The 17,908-nt window shown below is 44.8% G+C and carries 15 protein-coding genes and 1 pseudogene; 8 read left to right on the forward strand and 8 right to left on the reverse strand.

Annotated elements, in window-relative coordinates; all coding sequences use genetic code 11:
• Nucleotides 1–26 precede the first annotated feature (26 nt).
• The 5 genes and pseudogenes from ACFPVY_RS02220 to ACFPVY_RS02240 form a co-directional block, all read left to right on the forward strand.
• Entirely contained in the window at nucleotides 27–641 is a 615-nt protein-coding gene (locus ACFPVY_RS02220; protein WP_379790071.1) for a hypothetical protein, read from the forward strand.
• Nucleotides 642–690: 49 nt separating this feature from the next.
• On the forward strand, nucleotides 691–1,473 hold the full coding sequence (locus ACFPVY_RS02225) for an SDR family oxidoreductase (RefSeq protein WP_379790072.1): 783 nt from the start codon (nucleotides 691–693) through the stop codon (nucleotides 1,471–1,473).
• Nucleotides 1,474–1,803: 330 nt separating this feature from the next.
• Nucleotides 1,804–2,799, forward strand: coding sequence for an SDR family NAD(P)-dependent oxidoreductase (locus tag ACFPVY_RS02230; RefSeq protein ID WP_379790073.1), 996 nt, complete (start codon nucleotides 1,804–1,806; stop codon nucleotides 2,797–2,799).
• Nucleotides 2,800–2,819: 20 nt separating this feature from the next.
• Nucleotides 2,820–3,638 carry a helix-turn-helix domain-containing protein gene (locus tag ACFPVY_RS02235; RefSeq protein ID WP_379790267.1) on the forward strand — a complete coding sequence of 273 codons (819 nt, stop codon included), beginning with the start codon at nucleotides 2,820–2,822 and terminating at the stop codon, nucleotides 3,636–3,638.
• A 68-nt stretch (nucleotides 3,639–3,706) separates the two neighbouring features.
• A pseudogene (locus ACFPVY_RS02240) lies at nucleotides 3,707–4,139 on the forward strand (conjugal transfer protein TraG); the annotation flags it as partial.
• Nucleotides 4,140–4,186: 47 nt separating this feature from the next.
• Here ACFPVY_RS02240 and ACFPVY_RS02245 read toward each other — a convergent pair.
• The 3 genes from ACFPVY_RS02245 to ACFPVY_RS02255 form a co-directional block, all read right to left on the reverse strand.
• A complete protein-coding gene (locus ACFPVY_RS02245) occupies nucleotides 4,187–5,398 on the reverse strand; it encodes an aspartyl protease family protein (RefSeq protein WP_379790074.1) in 1,212 nt (403 codons plus the stop codon).
• A gap of 612 nt (nucleotides 5,399–6,010) precedes the next feature.
• Nucleotides 6,011–6,448: a DUF1896 domain-containing protein gene (locus ACFPVY_RS02250; RefSeq protein WP_379790075.1), complete on the reverse strand. Its 438-nt coding sequence runs from the start codon at nucleotides 6,446–6,448 to the stop codon at nucleotides 6,011–6,013.
• A gap of 242 nt (nucleotides 6,449–6,690) precedes the next feature.
• Nucleotides 6,691–6,843: a hypothetical protein gene (locus ACFPVY_RS02255; protein WP_379790077.1), complete on the reverse strand. Its 153-nt coding sequence runs from the start codon at nucleotides 6,841–6,843 to the stop codon at nucleotides 6,691–6,693.
• Between the two features lie 285 nt (nucleotides 6,844–7,128).
• Between ACFPVY_RS02255 and ACFPVY_RS02260 the strand changes: the two genes are divergently transcribed.
• Together ACFPVY_RS02260 and ACFPVY_RS02265 are read left to right on the forward strand one after the other, a co-directional pair.
• Nucleotides 7,129–7,878 (forward strand): DUF6597 domain-containing transcriptional factor, encoded by a 750-nt coding sequence (locus ACFPVY_RS02260; protein ID WP_379790078.1) that lies wholly within the window; start codon nucleotides 7,129–7,131, stop codon nucleotides 7,876–7,878.
• 21 nt (nucleotides 7,879–7,899) lie between these two features.
• Nucleotides 7,900–9,072 carry an FAD-dependent oxidoreductase gene (locus ACFPVY_RS02265; protein ID WP_379790079.1) on the forward strand — a complete coding sequence of 391 codons (1,173 nt, stop codon included), beginning with the start codon at nucleotides 7,900–7,902 and terminating at the stop codon, nucleotides 9,070–9,072.
• A 1,193-nt stretch (nucleotides 9,073–10,265) separates the two neighbouring features.
• On the opposite strand, the gene ACFPVY_RS02270 is transcribed toward ACFPVY_RS02265, so the two are convergent.
• Nucleotides 10,266–11,021, reverse strand: coding sequence for a S1/P1 nuclease (locus ACFPVY_RS02270; RefSeq protein WP_379790080.1), 756 nt, complete (start codon nucleotides 11,019–11,021; stop codon nucleotides 10,266–10,268).
• A 724-nt stretch (nucleotides 11,022–11,745) separates the two neighbouring features.
• Here ACFPVY_RS02270 and ACFPVY_RS02275 point away from each other — a divergent pair.
• Nucleotides 11,746–12,042: a hypothetical protein gene (locus ACFPVY_RS02275; protein ID WP_379790081.1), complete on the forward strand. Its 297-nt coding sequence runs from the start codon at nucleotides 11,746–11,748 to the stop codon at nucleotides 12,040–12,042.
• Nucleotides 12,043–12,334: 292 nt separating this feature from the next.
• Here the strand turns inward: ACFPVY_RS02275 and ACFPVY_RS02280 are convergent, their stop codons facing one another.
• The 4 genes from ACFPVY_RS02280 to ACFPVY_RS02295 all read right to left on the reverse strand — a co-directional run bounded on the left by ACFPVY_RS02280 (nucleotide 12,335) and on the right by ACFPVY_RS02295 (nucleotide 17,882).
• The gene (locus ACFPVY_RS02280) at nucleotides 12,335–13,339 is read right to left on the reverse strand and encodes a hypothetical protein (RefSeq protein ID WP_379790082.1); all 1,005 of its coding nucleotides are present in this window, start codon (nucleotides 13,337–13,339) and stop codon (nucleotides 12,335–12,337) included.
• 597 nt (nucleotides 13,340–13,936) lie between these two features.
• Nucleotides 13,937–16,018, reverse strand: a complete 2,082-nt coding sequence (locus tag ACFPVY_RS02285; RefSeq protein ID WP_379790083.1) for a type IA DNA topoisomerase — start codon at nucleotides 16,016–16,018, stop codon at nucleotides 13,937–13,939.
• A gap of 6 nt (nucleotides 16,019–16,024) precedes the next feature.
• On the reverse strand, nucleotides 16,025–17,494 hold the full coding sequence (locus ACFPVY_RS02290) for a DUF3945 domain-containing protein (RefSeq protein WP_379790084.1): 1,470 nt from the start codon (nucleotides 17,492–17,494) through the stop codon (nucleotides 16,025–16,027).
• 82 nt (nucleotides 17,495–17,576) lie between these two features.
• Nucleotides 17,577–17,882: a helix-turn-helix domain-containing protein gene (locus tag ACFPVY_RS02295; protein WP_379790085.1), complete on the reverse strand. Its 306-nt coding sequence runs from the start codon at nucleotides 17,880–17,882 to the stop codon at nucleotides 17,577–17,579.
• Nucleotides 17,883–17,908 lie beyond the last annotated feature (26 nt).

Here is a 17,908-nt window from a genome sequence, read left to right on the forward strand (position 1 = left end):
AAAATCTGAAACAAACGTTTTAAATTATGAATATACTACAAGAGTACAAAGACTATTTCTCGGCAAATGAAAAGCCAGAAGTAGTGGAAATAAGCGAGGGAAACTATGTGTCTATCCTTGGGGAAGGAAGCCCAGGAACGGCTCTTTTCTATAAAAAGAAGGCTGCTATCAAAGAATTTGTTGCTGTACTGGAGCAACATTATGCTGCAATAGGTTTGGCATTTTCGAGCAGCGTGGTAGAAATATTCTACTGGTTTGATGAGGAAGAAGTGGGATATGTAGATATCGGTAATTTCTATACAACGGTAGATTTAGATTTACTGAAGTACCGTCTTGCGATCCGTATTCCAGAATTTGTGAAAGCTGCGGCCATCCAAGAGTTTGGGCTAACAAGTAATCTTCCTTTCGCAAAAGACTTTGAGCACTTTACGCACACAGCAGGGACTTGTGTACAGCTTTTGCACAAAGGGCCTTTTGCAGGAGAATTGCAAACACTGCCTTTACTCCAAAAATTTGCTACTGAGAATGGATTTAAGAAATCCGGAATGCACCACGAAATCCACTTGACCCACTTTGAACCAGGTCAGAGTCAGGAGCATCTGCAAACCATCCTGCGTGATACGGTAATTAAACAACATTAAATTTTTTTAAATAAATCTGAAACAAATGTTTCAATAACTGCAATCAATAATGGAAAAATCAAACAATGAATTATCAGGCAAGATAGCGCTGGTAACGGGCGGAACAAAAGGGATCGGAAAAGCCATAGCAGATAAGCTTGCATCCAATGGGGCAACAGTTGTGGTAACGGCACGAAAGCCATCCGAAGAAGAAGGCGGGCATCATTTTATAGCAGCCGATCTGACCGATAGTAGCAATATAACCGAGCTTACACGAAAAATCATCGAAAAATATGGAAAGCTGGATATCCTAATCAATAATGTGGGCGGTACTTCCTCTCCGGCAGGAGGTTTCCAGATGCTCGGCGACAGCGACTGGAACAGCGATATCGAACTCAATCTTTTGGCTTCCATCAGGCTGGATAGGGCACTGGTTCCAAAGATGATCGAAAATAGCTCGGGAGTAGTTATCCACATTTCCTCACTAAACGGCAAGATACCCTTGTACGAGTCCAATTTCTCCTACGGCGTAATAAAATCGGCTTTAAACGCGTACAGCAAGACACTGGCCAATGAAGTTGCCAAAAACGGTGTCCGGGTAAATACAGTATCCCCGGGCATGGTCAGAACGACAGCTATGGAAACTTTTCTGGAAAGCTATGCACAGACAATCGGCAAAACCGTAGCAGAAGCTTCAAAACAACTTATGGACAGCCTGGGCGGCGTGCCGTTGGACCGTTTGGCCGAGCCTGAAGAAATTGCCAATATGGTGGCTTTTCTGGTATCGGATGGTGCAAGTTACATCACAGGAGCTAATATGCTTGTTGACGGAGGTACATATCCGGCTGTTTAATTTCATATCAGTTTACAATAGCATGAAAAAACAACAAGATCTAGGAATCGGTCTTGACCGATCATTCAGGTTATAGAGATAAAAAGTTGGTCATCATTTTACGTGGAATTTAAAATTTCGGCGTATTGTCTCAAGGTAAAAGTTTGAGGGACGGGATTTTCCTATTGATAGGCGCAAGAAACGGAAACGAAATAAAAGACACCAAGGCTGTGCTGTAGAAAACAGCTTTCACCTTACGGACTTTTCAACAAAGTAACTTCGGACAGTTAAACAAAGTTCTCCATGCGATGAACTCTTAATTTTGTTTCATCAAACTATTAAAATTAAAAGATGGAACCGTACAATTATCAAGGTGCTTTGCAAAAGCCCGTCAATTCTGGATTTAATGCAAAGTCAACAACCAAGGAAGTCATCAAAGGAATTGATCTTTCGGGAAAAATCGCTATCGTTACAGGCGGCAACACCGGCATTGGTCTGGAAACCGTAAAAACGTTGTCAATGGCAGGGGCAACCGTGATCGTCCCGGCTCGCGACATCGAAAAAGCAAAAAAAAATCTTGCGGGAATTGCTCATGTGGAATTGGAAGAACTGGATTTAGCCAATCCTGGCTCCATCGATGCTTTCGCTGCAAAGTTTCTAGCTTCAGGACGTCCGCTCCATTTACTCATCAACAATGCAGGCATCATGTGGGTTCCGTTACGACGCGACCGTCGCGGTTTCGAATCGCAATTGGCAATCAATTATTTGGCGCATTTTCAACTGACGGCGAGAGTGTGGGCTGCCTTGAAAAAAGCAAACGGTGCAAGGGTGGTACATGTTTCTTCAGGCGGGCATCAGTTTTCTGATTTCGATTTCGAAGATCCAAATTTTATCCATCGCGAATATGAAACATTGCTCGGCTATGGACAATCTAAAACCGCTGTCAACCTTTTTTCGCTTGAGTTTGACAGCCGTGCAAGAACGTACGGTGTGAGAAGCTATGCCTTGTGTCCCGGAGCTGTCGGAGCAACGGAACTGTCAAGAGAGGCGCCCGCAGATTTGTTTCAAAAATTAGGCTACAGCGATTCGGAAGGAAACATTTTGCCAGAAGTTGCCGCTTCCTTAAAAACCATTCCCCAAGGCGCGGCAACCTCGGTCTGGTGCGCCACCAGTCCATTGCTGGATGGTGTAGGAGGTGTTTATTGCGAAAACGCTGAAATAGCAAACCTTAATTCGGATGTATCGGTTATTGGCGGGATCAAAGCTTATTCACTGGATGAAAAAAATGCCAAGCGCTTATGGAATTTGAGTGAAGAAATGACAGGCATTGCATTTGAACCAATTTGATAGTTGTACATTTGCAGGACATGGATTATCAAGTCAATTACATCAATCCGGAACTCAAACTTTCCTGTTACGAAGGAAAATTGTTCAAGACGGAAGCGGCATTTCAAGATCATCTGCTGGTCTGGCTGATTTCGGGTGAAACCAAAATCATTCAGGCTGATGAGCGTTTTGTCTTCGGTGCGGGCAGTACTTTTTTGATTCCGAGAAACCGATTGGCAACCATCATCAATTATCCCAAAGATGAATTGCCGCACAAAGCAGTCGCGATGCACCTTTCTGCAAAAAGGTTAAAAGATATTTTTGAAAATCAATCTGTCAAATCGCAAATTGAAACTGAAAAAATTATCCATTTTCAGCAGCATCCTTTGCTGGACAGCTGTCTAAATTCGCTGATTCCCTATTTCGAAATACAAAATGATTTCCCTGAAAAAATTGCCTCGTTAAAAATCAATGAGGCAATTGCTGTTTTGCGGACTATTGACCCGAAAATCGACGCCGTTTTGAACAATTTTGGAGAACCGGGAAAAATGGATCTGAAAACGTTTATGGAAAGAAACTTCATGTTCAATATGGCATTGGAAAAATTTGGCTACCTGACCGGTCGCAGCCTGACGACTTTCAAGCGTGATTTTCAAAAAACATTCCAAATGACACCACAGCGATGGCTTACCCAAAAGCGCTTGGAGCTGGCGCATTATGAATTGACTGAGAAAAATAAAAAGCCCGTTGATCTTTATTATGAAATCGGATTTGAAAACCTTTCGCATTTTTCATTTGCTTTCAAAAAACAATATGGATTGACACCGAGAGAGGTAATGGGACAGCAGCCAGAGGGCTAAAAAGAAACGCACAAGAGGCCGAAGCGGAAATCAGAGCACTACCGCCGCGAACCCAAAATAAATACCATCTTTCCGAGCGTTCCGGGAAAGTATTGCAGAAGCGCCAGAGCATAGCAATCAATAGCAACGACACCTCCACTTCAATATCTACCCAATTGGACAGCTTGATACCGGCATCGAAAATTTCCAGCTTGACACAAGGTTTTTTTGTCGGTTCCGTATCGGATAATTTTGAGGAACGCATCGGCCAGAAAATCTTCCATGCTGAAATCGTGGTGGATAATGAAAAAGTTGTTGCAGAAAATAAAATATATCAAAAGATCCCGGATATTTTATCTTTCGTAAATGAGCTGGGAGAGGAGACCATGAAGCAGGAAATTTGAGAGCAATTACTGTCAGATAAAATTAGACATTCTCACTATCGTTGAAAACGAAATGGAGCGTATCGAAAATGCTCCTGCCCTGCAACATTTGGCGAGGGGTAAAACGGAGAAGCAATAATGCTGCTTCCTTACTTTGTATAACAGTCGAGCCGTGTAAAAGCTTGTTTAGTTTTTCAGCAATTCGGATCGTTCGAGCTGCAAGGACATCTTAGAACCATCAGGCTTCAATATTTCCACGGTTGCTGAGTCGGCACCCCTTATCAGGCTTAGGAATTTGCACCACGTTTCCTGGGTCATTTCCCTTGCATCCAAACCGTTAACGCTTAAAATAACATCGTTTATTGACATCCCTTTACTTTGAGCCTCTGAGCCTTCCCAGATTTCAACCACTACTATTTTGCCATTTTCAATGAAAGGCGTAAAACCAAAGTCGTATTTTTTTTCTAGGGGCGCCGTTTGCCGTGGGACGTAAATCTTCGATTTGTCCCAAGATAGGAGGACCTTTCCAAATTGCTTCAGAAATTTGTTTCCTATTAATATTTGCGGGCTTGGGCTGACACGGAGCCGCTGTTTCAGCAGCAGTACGTCTCCAAAGTAAAGCGAGTCGGTCAGTACGGCGCGCTCCTCTTGGTTCTTGTTGCCGCTCAATGAAAAAGAGGCCCTTCCCTGGCTCTTGCGCGAAAGAGCCGTTTTAGGCAATCTCGACTGTCTGTATAGCGTGTCAGGAATGTCGATAAAGGTATTATTGCCGCTGTCAATCAATGCAGGGAACCTGATACCTCCCGCAATCAGGGTGACAACAGGACTGTCGGAAAAATTATGTTGGAACGCCACGGTATTGTAGTCAAATCCTGGCTTTATCCTTTCGGAAGAAAAATCGATCGAATGGCTGTTGTAGTCAATCTTCCAGTTGCCAAGCCTCATTATATTGGTGCCAAAAAGGCCGTCGATCTTGCGGCACAATGCCGTGGAAAAGGAATCGAAGGACATTGAGGCGCAACTCACTTTTGAAAAGGTGGTACCCGATACGGCCAGATGCTCGAGCATATAGATTTGCTGTTGCGTCTTTATTCCGGCAGCATCGATTACGTCGTTAGCGGTAACCGGCTTCAATCCTAATTCTGCGGCCAGTTCGGGGGATACGATGGTTACAGCACCGGTATCAAAAAGGAAATTATAAGTTTTCCCATTTATCGTAACAGGTATTATTATTTCATCGTGCACATAGTCAAACTTAACCGTTCCACTAAATTTTTTTGGACTGGCTTCGACTGCAAAGAGGAACTTGTCGCGCCTTTCCCTTGCTTCCTTGATATCCTGCTTGGTTTGCGAAAAAGCAATTGAAGTAAACAGTAATGCGATCAATAATTTTGTCATTTAATAAAGTTACTTAAAATTTTCTGGATAAAATGAAGTTGGAGATCAAAAGTGATTGCACGCGGACTAAAATAGCTTTCGTTAGGGGATTTCGTCAAAACCGCTTATGCGGATCGTACTCTCTGGATGAAGCGGCTTTAATATCTTGCCTGTCAGCAAGTCCTTTTCATAGGCAGTTGCGCTTTGCTTGTTTTCCTAAAAGGACTGTAGGAAAGAGCCGTCGCCTGCGGCCGGCTCGAGGAATTTGTCGATGCTCAGGCCACTGTCGCGCAAAGCTGATAAAAAAGGATTTATGAGCTGTGGGGGGCGTATAAAAAGCCGTCCGTACGGAACTTTTCACGCTGTCCATATACCTGTGGTATTGCTTCTCGTCTCCTGAATTTTCTTGGAGCAGCTGGTGCAGTTCGCGGGTAGACGGAAAAAGGTCCTTTTCTGTTCTTCTCCACTTGTGGACGTCTATTTCGTTCGCTATGGGGTTCAGCATGAATGTAAGACCGCCAAGCCGCTGTAGTGCATCATCAGCAGCCTTTCGCCTGCGGCGGCTTGACGCTGCTCTTTTTCCATTTGGAAAGCAATTCTCAGGGCATCAAATTCTGCTGGAGGTGCTGCCATTTACTGAAGCCCATTTTCCGCTATCCATAATGCGACGGTTCCTGTCAGTTCGGTAAAGAGCAAGTCAAACTCAGGACCATTGGCGAAATCATCGGTCAGCTGATAGCGGCTGAAGACAGGCTCGCAGACAGGGAACATCTGAAGTGCGAACGGCCTCAGTTCCTCATCTGCCATCAGGGTATCAAACTCATTGCATACCACCTGAAACACGGTGTCGAATTTGGAGAAATGCAGTCCCTCGAAAAGGATATATTCCGCAATGTAGTCGCATTGCTGGGGGCTGTTCCCGGAGCGGCACGCGCATTCGTAGGCTTCGGCCGCCCAGGAAGAGCGCTCTTGGATGAATTTTTGGTCGTGCGCTCTTTCTGGAAAGCTGGAGTATATTAATCCCTTCAGGCGCAAGTTGAAATACGATAGGTCTTTTTGCTGTGTATCCATGCTATAATTGTTTAAAGAGTAAAATTATAGCAGCAGATAGGTGCCTGCTTAAAAGTGGCAGGATTTGGGTTCGGAAAAGCACTATTTGGCTGAAATAGGATAGGTTATTCAACCTGTTAAAGATAGTTTTGATTAAATTACGATAAACAATACACAGTGGAAGATGGACAACACAAACTGCTAAAATAAAAGAATTTTTAAGGCATTTTTTTGAAGATAGCTATAGGTTTAAGCCTTCCGTTTTAACCATGCCAAGCTTCCAGCTTTTGTGCAGCATCGTGCATTTTGCTGGCACTAGAAATATGTTCAAGACAGTGCGACGGGTTGACAATTAGAGGTTCGTGCTCTTTACCATACAGCTTCCCAACTCCATTAAAAACTGGAGGACATAACATAAAAGTTTTACAGTAACTCTAGTACAATCGTTTTCATTTCAAAATATTCTAAATGTATCTGGAACCCATCTTTGTTCGTTTATTTTAGAAGTGTACTGAGATTTTTTGTAGTATTGTCGGACGAAGAAACGTCCTTATTAAACCTTCGTGCAGGGTGGGTTTGCGGATGTCAGTTTCTGATACTGGTCTGTTGCAGGGAATTTTTAGAAGAGTACACATGAAAGATGATCTAAAAAAGATAACAAAATTCATTCTGTACAGACGACAGTATTTATAAAGATACAAATGAAAAATACATTGCATTTTCAACTCATAGAACCGGACAGATCGCTTTCAGATTTTGTCCATTGCTTTACTTCCTTGCAAAATTTTCCCAATCAGCGAGAAGCGGTAATAGTTCCAAATGGGAAAATTGACCTGATATTTTCAAAGACTGGCGGCAATCACCTGGTCGCAGTGCTTTTGGGCTTGGAGACAAAACCGAAATACACGACTAAGGAAGCCGTCAATTTTTTTTCCGTCAGCTTTAATCCGCTTGCCATAGAATATGTTTTCAAGCAACCAGTCGCCGATATCCTAAATACGGGGAAGATATTGCCCACTGATTTTTGGGATTTCAGCGTGAGTGACATGAACGACTTTGAAGGGTTCTGTGAAAAAGCGACGCGAAAAATCAGCTCTCTCTTGCCGGAAAAAATAGATGAGCGCAAGCGCCAATTGTTCCAGGTGCTATTTTCCTCGAACGGTGAAATTTCAATCAGGGAGCTTTCCGAAAGAGTGCACTGGAGCGAACGCCAGATCAACCGGTATTTCAATCAGCAGTTCGGACTTTCAGCGAAAGCCTACTGCAAGATACTCCGTTTTCAATCTTCGCTTCCCCATATAAAGAACGGCGAGCTTTACCCGAAGCTGAATCTCACCGACCAGTCCCATTTTATCAAGGAAGTCAGGCAATTTTCGGGCGTCTCGCCCAAAGAGCTCCATAAAAATGAGAATGACCGTTTTTTACAATTTTTAGCCTATCCTGAAAAGTAATTTTGGAAAATAAAATTCAAAATGATGCTGATACAAAACAAGCAGGTAGCCATCGTCGGTGGCGGTCCAGGCGGACTGACACTAGCCAGGCTTTTACAATTGAAAAACGTGAATGCAAAAGTATATGAGAGAGATCTAGACAAAAATGCACGAGTGCAGGGAGCGCCTCTAGATTTGCACGAAAGTTCGGGGCTGGCAGCCCTGCAAAAAGCCAGCCTGCTTGAGGAGTTCAAAATGAATTACATGCCGGGAGCGGACAGGACTACCATCACTGACCATCAGGCAAAAGCAGTCTTCAGCGACCACGAGACCCAAAAAGAAGAGAATTTCGGCCACGAACATTTCCGTCCGGAAATAGACCGTGGCGTGCTTCGAAAACTATTGATAGATTCCCTGCATCCTGAAAGCATCGCTTGGGACAGCCACTTCTTATCCCTGGAAAAGCGGGGCGAAGGCTGGCTGCTGCATTTCAAAAATGGAAAAAGCGCTTATGCGGATATTGTCATTGCCGCAGACGGCGCAAATTCAAAGATCCGCCCCTACATCACAGATATCAAGCCTTTCTATTCAGGAATAACGATGCTCGAGGGAAACATCCATGAGGGAGAAAAGGCTGTGCCGCAGGTTGCCGCCATCCTTCGGGGAGGGAAAATAATGGCTTTCGGAAACGAAAAGAATATCCTGATGGGACAGAAGGCCAATGGAGAGATCGGATTTTACGCCAGTTTCAAAACAGCAAAAGATTGGGTTTCCGCAAGCGGATTGGATTTTGCGGATCCCTCGCAGGTGCTTGGGTGGTTTAGGAAAGAATATTCCGAGTGGAGTACGATCTGGGACGAACTGTTTGAAAATACGACAATGCCTTTTATCCCGCGTCCGATTTACTGCATGCCCCTAGACCAGGCCTGGAAAGCACAGTCCAACTTGACCATGCTTGGAGATGCGGCCCACGTCATGCCGCCATTCGCCGGCGAAGGCGTAAACATGGCGATGCTTGACGCTCTGGAATTGAGCGAGTGCCTGACTGCCAGGGAACACGATTCTATTGAAAAATCAATTTCATCCTATGAAACTGCCATGCGAAAACGGGCTTCACAGATTGCGCGGGAATCCCTTATAAATGGCGAACTGATGCATAGCGAAAATGCGCTGGCGGCAATGACCGAATTTTTTAGTGCCAATAAGCACGAATAAGTAACCAGCCTTTTACCGGTTGCTGCCTTCAAAAATTTTAAAAATCTGCTGCAATTGCCGGCCGGCCATAGGCTGTTCACATTAATTTTTTCAAAGCAGTGAAAAATAGAGGCAGTTGCTATGCGTCTTTTCGCCTCTGTGGATGCGTATTCAAGCTGCAATACCAGCTGCCGGGTCGCACCGACACAGGACACAGGAAATATTCATGGCGTTGCCATGGGCGGCAGGAACACGGGATAGCTGGCGCGTTCCGCCGTAATTAAAACTTGAGGTTCCGATCTGGGACCCCGAGCGCTGTGCCTCAAATTGATCTTGTCCCGAGTGCAGGCGGCAATCGTAGCGAAAACGGTACCATGCCTATTTGGGGCAGGGACCGTAAAATTTGGTGCTGTCGGATGAATTGCAGGCGGGTCGGTAGCGGCTACCGATTGCTCTGCGCTGCTGCCATGCATTCGACGCGCCGTCTCCAGTCCCGGATGCGCTTATTTTCGGTCACTCTGGCCTGCTTTTTTCAAATTCAAAAGAGGTCGGACCAGCCGTGATCCAATTTAAATTCTGTTTCTCAATATTTTTGGGAGAAATTCTTAAAATACCACTCCCTCAATTTTTCAATTTTTCGGAAGGGAACACTCTTAATATTTAAGTTCGCAGGAAAGTCAAGCCTAGCGACGCCGTCGGTTAGATTGATGGAGTGGGAGTGTTTGTGGACCATCAGGACGTAGTCATTTGAGCTTCCATCTGAGCCAGAGCTGTGCGACTTCAATACGTATCCGAGTTTCAAGAGATCTTCTTCTTTTATCATTTTAGCGCTGATTTGAGTATTTGAATGTTTCAAATATATATAAGGGCCTGTTGCGTTCTTTACGGAAAACCGTAATAATAGAAAATATTTTCTGTTACCATCGTCTAAGACGCGCTTTCCTTTTTTTGAGCAAGTGGTTCAAAAAGGGGACATGGGCAATTATCACAGAGAAAAGATAGCCATCATATTCGTGCTTAAAATAATCGAAAGACGGATCGATGTTTACGATGGCAAAAATTCCCAGCAAAACCAATGCTGAAAATAACAAAGAATAAAATTAGAAGTTCATCATAAGGGGGATTTTGAGAATTCAGCTTATGCGGCTTCGTGCCTATGTAGATTGGGGACGGCAAAAATATAAATATTCCCGACATTCCGGATAGTTTCCATGTTAAGTTTTGAAAAACATATTTAAAACACTTGCCAGCCTGATTCCGGCTTTCTGGAGTTGCTTCCCAACTATTTTCGAGCTGTTCGTTACATAGGTTTCGGAAACTTTTGGATTGCCATAATCGTAAACCGTATCGAGAAGCTCGCGGGATTCTTGGGCCCAGCCAACAACATTGAGCTTTTTGATTCCCTGCAGTTCTTCAGGCGAATATTTAACCGCGTTGATGCAGTCGCTCAACGAAATGTTCTGGTCATGGATAATAACTGTATCCCAAAAGGAGTGGAGGTTGGTTCCCCGCGTCTTGTAGTTCAATTGGACAGTATTTCCGCCTTTGTCATTCCCGTAACCGACGTGAAGCGGCTGGTGAAGATCTCCGACAAGATGAAAGAGGAAAAGGAGATTCGTCTTGATTTCGTCTCTCGTCAATTTGTCTTTTCCGGAAAGATCCAGGATAGCAGTATTTAAAATGCTTACAATGTTTCCTCCATCATGATCTGCTGCTTTCGTTCCTTTTGGAAAGTTGGCATAGTGGAACGGCTTCATGAAAGCAGTCTTCTTGTCGCTCTTGATATCGTCCATCCAGTTCGCAGCTTCTTCCAGAGTCATTCCGTCCAGGTAGGTGTTTATATTGTTTTTAGTTGCCTCGTCAAGGTAGCTGTAGGCAATCTGGGCAACCATCGTGTGGCCTTTGCGACCCCATGCGAAGGAGCTTGATGTTACAATTAATAACAGTAAACCGGTCAATATCTTTTTCATTATTTTTTTTCCCAAATATAGTCAAAAGAATGCTTTAGGAATCTAAAATGGCAGCAGACAATACTCCCGCTTCAGGCCCAAACCGTTTTTAACATTGCTTGGAAATTCAAAGAGCGCCACCTTATTGCGAATTTTAAAAATATTTTACACCATACGCAAGACCCACCCCGCAAGCAATCTGTTCTAAAATAGAGAAAATCAGTAATTTACGTCCGATAATTGGCACAGTGTTTGGAATTAGGCGGAAATGAAGATCAAACATCTAAACGGTTGCCCGATTTTAAGTTTAAATCTGGGATACCAAGAAAACTTTTTTTATATTGCCACTTGTTATCCTACTAACAGTAAACAGTCGCCCCAATGATCTGTAAAAGACTTTATGAATCCATCCTGCAAACTTGCACGGACATGGAACAAGCTATGTTTGATTATGGCCTTGATTGCGCAAAAAGAAAGAAAATAAATTTCCGGAAAGTATCGGATACATTTGACGTCTTGAAATTCGCAGCCGACGATAAAGATTACAATACGAAAATAATTATGAGGGGCTTCTGCAGAGGGCTAAACACTGCAAGTCTGACGCAAATTAAATTATGAATAAATTAGGATAAGCCTTTGGAAATATTTATAGCTTTACATCGAAATTTGATTATTTGTGATAACTTTTGCAAAATTTTTTAAATATCCTAAATGATAATTTCGTTTACGCTATAAATTAAACACAATGACACCATCAAAAACGCAACAAAAAGATGTGCTGATGCAATGGCAGCTTTTTGAAACTTCACTTTCCGAGCATTTCGGGGACAGTAGTTATAATCAGATGATTAGGGAAAAAGGATTGGAAGTAAAGCATATGTATTTCGAGAAAAACAAAATTTTGTTCAGCATCATCACGACGCATTTGATATTAATTCCCTATACGATACTCGGCGGCGGGTACAACAGCTGCATGAATTATATAAAGGAGGAGATAAGCTGCCATACGAGGCTATTGGAGCCACAGGGTGAAATAATTTAACTGGTTCAAATTCCGCTAGTTCCCATTATCAGATTAGAGTTTGCACAACCCGAAATATATAGAAAAATTTTAATAAATTTATTGGAGTATTATAAATTTATATGAAAATTCTGTAAAGTCCAAGCCGTGGAAATTTCACAACTTGCGGTCGCGAGTCGGGGGGCTTGTTTAGGATATGTTTATGTAGGAAGGGACGCATTAATTGGCGTCCCTTTCTTATTGGTATGGAATCGACGGGAACATGATTGGTCCTAAATCTAAAATTTAATCCTATCGCTTCGGTTTGCTGCGCTTATTTCAAAAACTTAAGGCATTCAGCATTTACTTTTCGTGCATTACTTTCTGGGTAGCGTCCTGGGATAGAGCTTGCTTGTCCAACCTGCAGTCCCTGATAGCCTACGCCGTCAAATATTCTCTCGAAGACCGCGTACTCGTAGGTTACATCGCTTCCGTTTTTAAATACGACCACAGCCATAAAGCTTTTTCTTAAGGGCACGCCATATTCGTTATGTACTACAGTATAGTCCTTATCGGTCAAGATTACCCTGTACGCATCCGTTCGCTTCTTAAACAATTTTAATGCTTCGGTTTGCAATTTAGGGTCAGACCATTGCTTTTTAGGAAAGCAGTCACTTTCGGTCACCTTAATCGTGTTAGGAATCACCATGTTGATCTCTCCGACGGCAAGAATTTTATTTGGCTTGCTGTTTTCAGAACAACGTTCACATACAGGAATCATCTCGACCTTCATTTTATGATTTCCAGGAGTCAGTAATTCGGGATGGCTTAGAAGCTGTGCATAGAGTTCTTCGCCGAATAAATCAGCGCTCGTACCGTCATTTATGCAACTGTTGATTTCGAGTGAGTGGAGCACATACTCATCATACAATTCCCCATCAACAGTTTTAGAAACTTCTTTTCCGTCCAGGTATAGTTTATAAACGATGTTGGCCGTAGTCATTTCACTGCCCCTGTCATTTATCACTTTCGCTTTTATTCCTTTTTCAACCATTTGCATCAAGATGCTATTGCCGATAGAATTTGCTAAAAAACTTCTGGTGTATAATTTATCCCCGAAGGTGTACGAAGTAATATATTTGGAATCCGGATCATTGTCCTTAATTTCAGAATTGGCAAATACAATTTTTCCCAGATAGTTACTGTTGGTGCTGCCTGATTTCTGCTCGTCGTAAAGTTGCAGTTTGGCTTTTTGCTTTGCAATTTCTTTCGCATCCTGAGCATTGCAGACTGAAAAAAACAGCCCAAAAGTTAAGAATAGTGCCTTTGTAAATTTCATAATTTTAAATAATTTTATAGGTTGTTATAAGCTTGGTTATTTGTTCATACGGCTTTGCGGCATTTCTGCCAATGTGTTGGCGCTTTGCGAGAATACGAACTTCGCAAACGCTTATTTCCTGCTAAGATAAAATTTCTTACAAAATGTAAAAGTAAATTTTCTAAAAAATTCGCAATATTGCCAAAACGCATGTTTGTAGCAGTACCCACATATAATATTTAGCAATTAGTGCCTCTAACGTCCACCAGACAAAAATTGAAATAGAAGTGAAAATGGCATGAAAGATTCTAGCCAAGTCGATTCTTTCGCTTCTTGATCTTCCAAACATTAAATCTATGAGTATCATTAAAACAAATATGTTACGATGATTTTTAACTTTTAAAATAGTATAACTCAGAGAGTTTGACAAATCGAATGTATCGTATTGAAAAATTTCTACATTGAAAAGGCGTATAATAGCAGAGAGAGAATGGATGGACACGCAAATAAGTAGTATATAAGAGCCGGCTCTGGATTGGATCCAAACCTCTCGCACTGAAACCTGCAGGGCTGGAACAAACGCTTTGGTAGTGAGCGTTTGTTTGTACACTGCCAGGCCTATTTTTTCTCGCCTTTGCCAGCAAACAGGAAGGAACTTCTGGCCTGGGCATCCAGCACGATGTACGCTTCGAATAGCTTTCCGGATTTGCTTTTCATTCCTTTTATGAGGGATGTTTTCCCTTTTTTGACAAGGCTTTCAATATCGCCTATGTCGATCTGTACGCCGCAGATGTTGCGGAATTGTACCCAGTTGCATAATTGATCGGGACATTTCACAAGTTTATCTCGGATAAGGAGCTGCTGGCTTTTACATTTTGGACAATCCAATTTAGGCAGGTTGTCTTGCTCAATAGAAGCTTCGAGCAATTCATTGGTAATAGAGGAGGCGTAAGCTTCCATTTCTTTTTGAAATGTCCCGGCATCCGCTTCGCTGTTTTCGATTTTCTGCAATGCCAGTTCCCATTCGGCAGTCATGGCAACGTCCGCTATTTTTCGGTCTTTTACCAGTTCGTAAACCTGCAGTCCTTTCTCAGTCGGTAGTAAAGATTTCTTTTCCCGCTGGATGTAATTGCGGGCAAGCAGCGTTTCGATGATGGAAGCCCTTGTTGCCGGAGTGCCAATACCTATGTTTTTCAAAATCTTGCGTTCGTCTTGGTTTTCAATCTCCTTGCCGGCACTTTCCATGGCAGACAAGAGTCCGGCTTCGGTATAAAGAACAGGCGGCCTGGTTTTTTTTTCGAGAAGGGAAGCCTCTTTTATCTTGAGTTCATCGTCCTTGTTCAATTCGGGCAGGTCCTGTAAAATTTCGGAATCATCATCCGAGAAATTCCCCTTGATGGTACGCCAGCCAGCTTCGATAACCTTGCACCCTTTTGCCATAAAATCATAATGCAGCACCTGTAAATTGACATCCGTTATTTCCTTGATGCAGGCCTGTGATAGCGCTTCGAGCAGCCGAAAGGCAATCATTTCATAAACGGCATTTTCTTTAGCCGATAATGCGGACGGGATTTTATCCGTAACGAGCAGTCCGTGATGGTCGGTCACGCGCAGGCCGTTCACGATACGCTTATTGAAGCGTCCCCATTTCATTTTTGATAGGGCCGACTTACAGTTTTCTTTGTCCTGCAAAGCCCTGACGAGATTCGGAATTTCCGCCCACATATCTTCCGGAATGTATCTGCGTCCGGTTCTGGGATACGTGATAAACTTTTTTTCATAAAGGCTCTGGGCAATGTGGAGCGTCTCTTCGGCAGAAAGGTTCAATTTTTTGTTGGCTTCCTTTTGCAATCCCGTCAGGTCATAAAGCAGCGGTGGCTGTTCTGATACGTTTTTGGTTGCAACGGATACAACTGTTGCTGTTCCGCTTCGCTGTATGACTTTCAGCGCAGCATCGGCAAGCTTTGGGTCTTCCCATTTTATTTGTGAAAGGCTCTTGAAATCAATGAAGGCCTTGCTGTGGGCCAACTGGAGCTGCCAGTAGCTCTTGACTTCAAATTTTTTGTTGTCCAGATAGCGTTTGCATAGTAAAGCCAGGGTCGGGGTCTGGACCCGTCCAAGGGAATAGCTGCCGTTTCCAGCGGCCAGGGTCAAGGCCTGCGAGGCATTGATGCCCACCAGCCAATCGGCACGACTTCGGGCCTGCGCGGCATGGAACAGCCCGTCGAAATCCGTGCCGGGTTTCAGGTTTTCAAAGCCCTGCCGTATGGCTTTTTCGGTCAGGGAGCTGATCCAGAGCCGCTCAAAGGGCTTGTCGCATTTAAGGTAGCCGTAGATGTAGCGGAAGATCAGCTCGCCCTCGCGTCCCGCGTCGGTGGCCGCAATGATGCTGTCGCTTTTATTAAAAAGCTGTTCGATAACCTTTAATTGCTTTACGGCTCCAGTATCGTCAGAGTAGCCTTTAACCGTTTTTACTTTTCGGACAGTGAGTAAAAAGGGGTCTGGCAAAATCGGCAATGCGGTTTTGTCAAATCCGCTAATGCCGTAATCTTCGGGCATTCCCAATCCGACCAGGTGGCCGAGTGCCCAGGTGACATGGTAGCCGTTGCCGGTCAGGTAGCCGTCCTTTTTTTCGGTGGCTCCCAGCAGGCGTGCGATCTCTCTTGCCACGCTTGGTTTTTCTGCAATGATCGTTTTCATACTTTTTTATCTTTTTAATCCTTTGGATTTTGCGGGAGCTGGTGCTTTTTCCTGCTGCTCTTGCTGTTTCATGTCTTTCGGAGACTGCTGGCCCGGCTTCAGGGGCTCTTTGATCTTTTTGGTCGATTCGTTGGTCTTGCCATCCGAATTGACCTCAGTCTGCGTTTTGTGCGCTTCAGCTGGTTTTACCCTTTCCTTGTATTGATTGGGAAATTCAAAATTTGTTTTGCCGTTTTCATTATTAAAAGTGATATAGCCTTGGTAGGGCTGTCCTTTTTTGTCTTTCAATCCGTCAATGTAGACGGTCTGGCCGTTTTTGAAATCCTTATGCTGCTCGTCGGTCAGTTCCTTGCCGCGGAACGTTTTGGGAGCTTCCTGTGTTTGGTCCTGTTGCTTGCCCTGCTCATTGGTCTGTCCGTTGCTTTGAGCTTGCTTGCTGGTGTTGCTCCTGTCAAACAGAAATTCAACATAATGCTTGTCTGCATTGAACTGGACCGTTGCCGAGAATTCCGTTCCTTTTTTGGAAATCATGCCCTCCAGGTAGAGGGGTTTTCCCTCCGCTAGCGCCTGTTTCTGGGTTTCGTCGAGCTTCACGCCCTTGATCTCGTCTGGAATCTTCATGAATTCGGTGCGCAGGGCGACCAGCTCGTTGGTCAGGCGGTCCACGCTGATGATCGAGGGGATCCTTTCCCCGGTCTTGGCATTTTCCAGCTCCACCACGCGGCCCATGTTGCCCGTCTGCAAAAGGCTGGCCTTGTCTTCCGCGGTAAACTCGTGCCCGAAGAAGGGGTAGCGCAGGTTGGGCTCCTTTCGGACGCCGTGTATCGCCACGGTGACCTTGCCGTCCTCGTTGGCTTGCAGGGACAGCCTGGCATCGGTGCGGCTGACGGCCGTGCCCAGGTTGATGGTAACCGGAACCAGCCCGTTGGTCTTGTAGCCCTTCAGCAGGGAGTCCATCAGGTTCATTTTTTCCAGCCTTTCCTGGCTGAGGCCCATGCTGTTCATGGTGGCCCAGTCGATATCCTCCGCCTTGTAGCGGTAGCCTCCGCTGTCGGGGGCCGTGTTCTCATTTTCCATAGTATTTAGGTTTTTGTGATTGCGTGTGTTGTGAGTCCCGTCGCGTTCTTTCAGGTGGGGCAGTCGTGCTCCCGCTTCCAGGGCGGGCCGGTCGGCCAGCCGCTGCAGCTGCGCCGCCTTTTGCGCGGCCCCGCTGGAATGTGCCAGGAAAAAGGCGAAGCGGGTCGGGTGCTTGAGCTGGCCCAGGAAGTTGGAAAAGAAGTTGGAGAAGGCATCCCCGTGCGGGTTGATCCGCAGGAACTGGGACTGGTTCTTGGCCTTCGGGCTGACCGTTTCCAGCCTGCCTTTCGGGCCGATGCCGGTAACCGCGCGGATCGTGTTTTTCTCCATGTCCCTTGCCAGGAGCATGTCCGGCTGGGTCTCACGGTTTATTTCTTTTTCCTTAGGTTCTTTTTCCATAGCGCATCAGTTATTCATCGGGTTCAAAGTAAACAAACTTCTTTTCGGCCAACCTGCCGGTGCCTTCCCGTGGCCGTCTTTGTCACCCGGCGTCCTTGCGGCGTCCCGCGCTGGTGAGGCTCTCACGGATGAACTGGTGCACGTCGGTCAGCTTGTAGTAGAGCTTGCCGCTGATGGTGTAGTAGGGAATCCTGCCCGTGGAGCGGTAGCGCTGCAGGGAGCGGGAGCTGACCTTCAGTAGCTGCATCACGTCCTGGTTGTCGAGCAGCTCTTCCCCGTCGATTTCGGATCTGGCCTGCTGCTGCTTTCTGAGGTGTTCGCCCAGGAGGTCGAAGCGCTGCAGGAGGCGCTCCATCCAGGCGACAAATTCGGTTCTGTCTATATTCATGGCTTTAGTTTTTGCTGGCGTTCCCT

Origin of the sequence: Flavobacterium qiangtangense, assembly GCF_042658345.1 — a bacterium.
Lineage (GTDB): Bacteria > Bacteroidota > Bacteroidia > Flavobacteriales > Flavobacteriaceae > Flavobacterium > Flavobacterium qiangtangense.

Excerpts from the sequence above, each read along its gene's own strand:
- ACFPVY_RS02220 (WP_379790071.1), top strand. The coding sequence starts at position 27 with ATGAATATACTACAAGAGTACAAAGACTATTTCTCGGCAAATGAAAAG.
- ACFPVY_RS02225 (WP_379790072.1), top strand. The coding sequence starts at position 691 with ATGGAAAAATCAAACAATGAATTATCAGGCAAGATAGCGCTGGTAACG.
- ACFPVY_RS02230 (WP_379790073.1), top strand. The coding sequence starts at position 1,804 with ATGGAACCGTACAATTATCAAGGTGCTTTGCAAAAGCCCGTCAATTCT.
- ACFPVY_RS02235 (WP_379790267.1), top strand. The coding sequence starts at position 2,820 with ATGGATTATCAAGTCAATTACATCAATCCGGAACTCAAACTTTCCTGT.
- ACFPVY_RS02245 (WP_379790074.1), bottom strand. The coding sequence starts at position 5,398 with ATGACAAAATTATTGATCGCATTACTGTTTACTTCAATTGCTTTTTCG.
- ACFPVY_RS02250 (WP_379790075.1), bottom strand. The coding sequence starts at position 6,448 with ATGGATACACAGCAAAAAGACCTATCGTATTTCAACTTGCGCCTGAAG.
- ACFPVY_RS02255 (WP_379790077.1), bottom strand. The coding sequence starts at position 6,843 with ATGTTATGTCCTCCAGTTTTTAATGGAGTTGGGAAGCTGTATGGTAAA.
- ACFPVY_RS02260 (WP_379790078.1), top strand. The coding sequence starts at position 7,129 with ATGAAAAATACATTGCATTTTCAACTCATAGAACCGGACAGATCGCTT.
- ACFPVY_RS02265 (WP_379790079.1), top strand. The coding sequence starts at position 7,900 with ATGATGCTGATACAAAACAAGCAGGTAGCCATCGTCGGTGGCGGTCCA.
- ACFPVY_RS02270 (WP_379790080.1), bottom strand. The coding sequence starts at position 11,021 with ATGAAAAAGATATTGACCGGTTTACTGTTATTAATTGTAACATCAAGC.
- ACFPVY_RS02275 (WP_379790081.1), top strand. The coding sequence starts at position 11,746 with ATGACACCATCAAAAACGCAACAAAAAGATGTGCTGATGCAATGGCAG.
- ACFPVY_RS02280 (WP_379790082.1), bottom strand. The coding sequence starts at position 13,339 with ATGAAATTTACAAAGGCACTATTCTTAACTTTTGGGCTGTTTTTTTCA.
- ACFPVY_RS02285 (WP_379790083.1), bottom strand. The coding sequence starts at position 16,018 with ATGAAAACGATCATTGCAGAAAAACCAAGCGTGGCAAGAGAGATCGCA.
- ACFPVY_RS02290 (WP_379790084.1), bottom strand. The coding sequence starts at position 17,494 with ATGGAAAAAGAACCTAAGGAAAAAGAAATAAACCGTGAGACCCAGCCG.
- ACFPVY_RS02295 (WP_379790085.1), bottom strand. The coding sequence starts at position 17,882 with ATGAATATAGACAGAACCGAATTTGTCGCCTGGATGGAGCGCCTCCTG.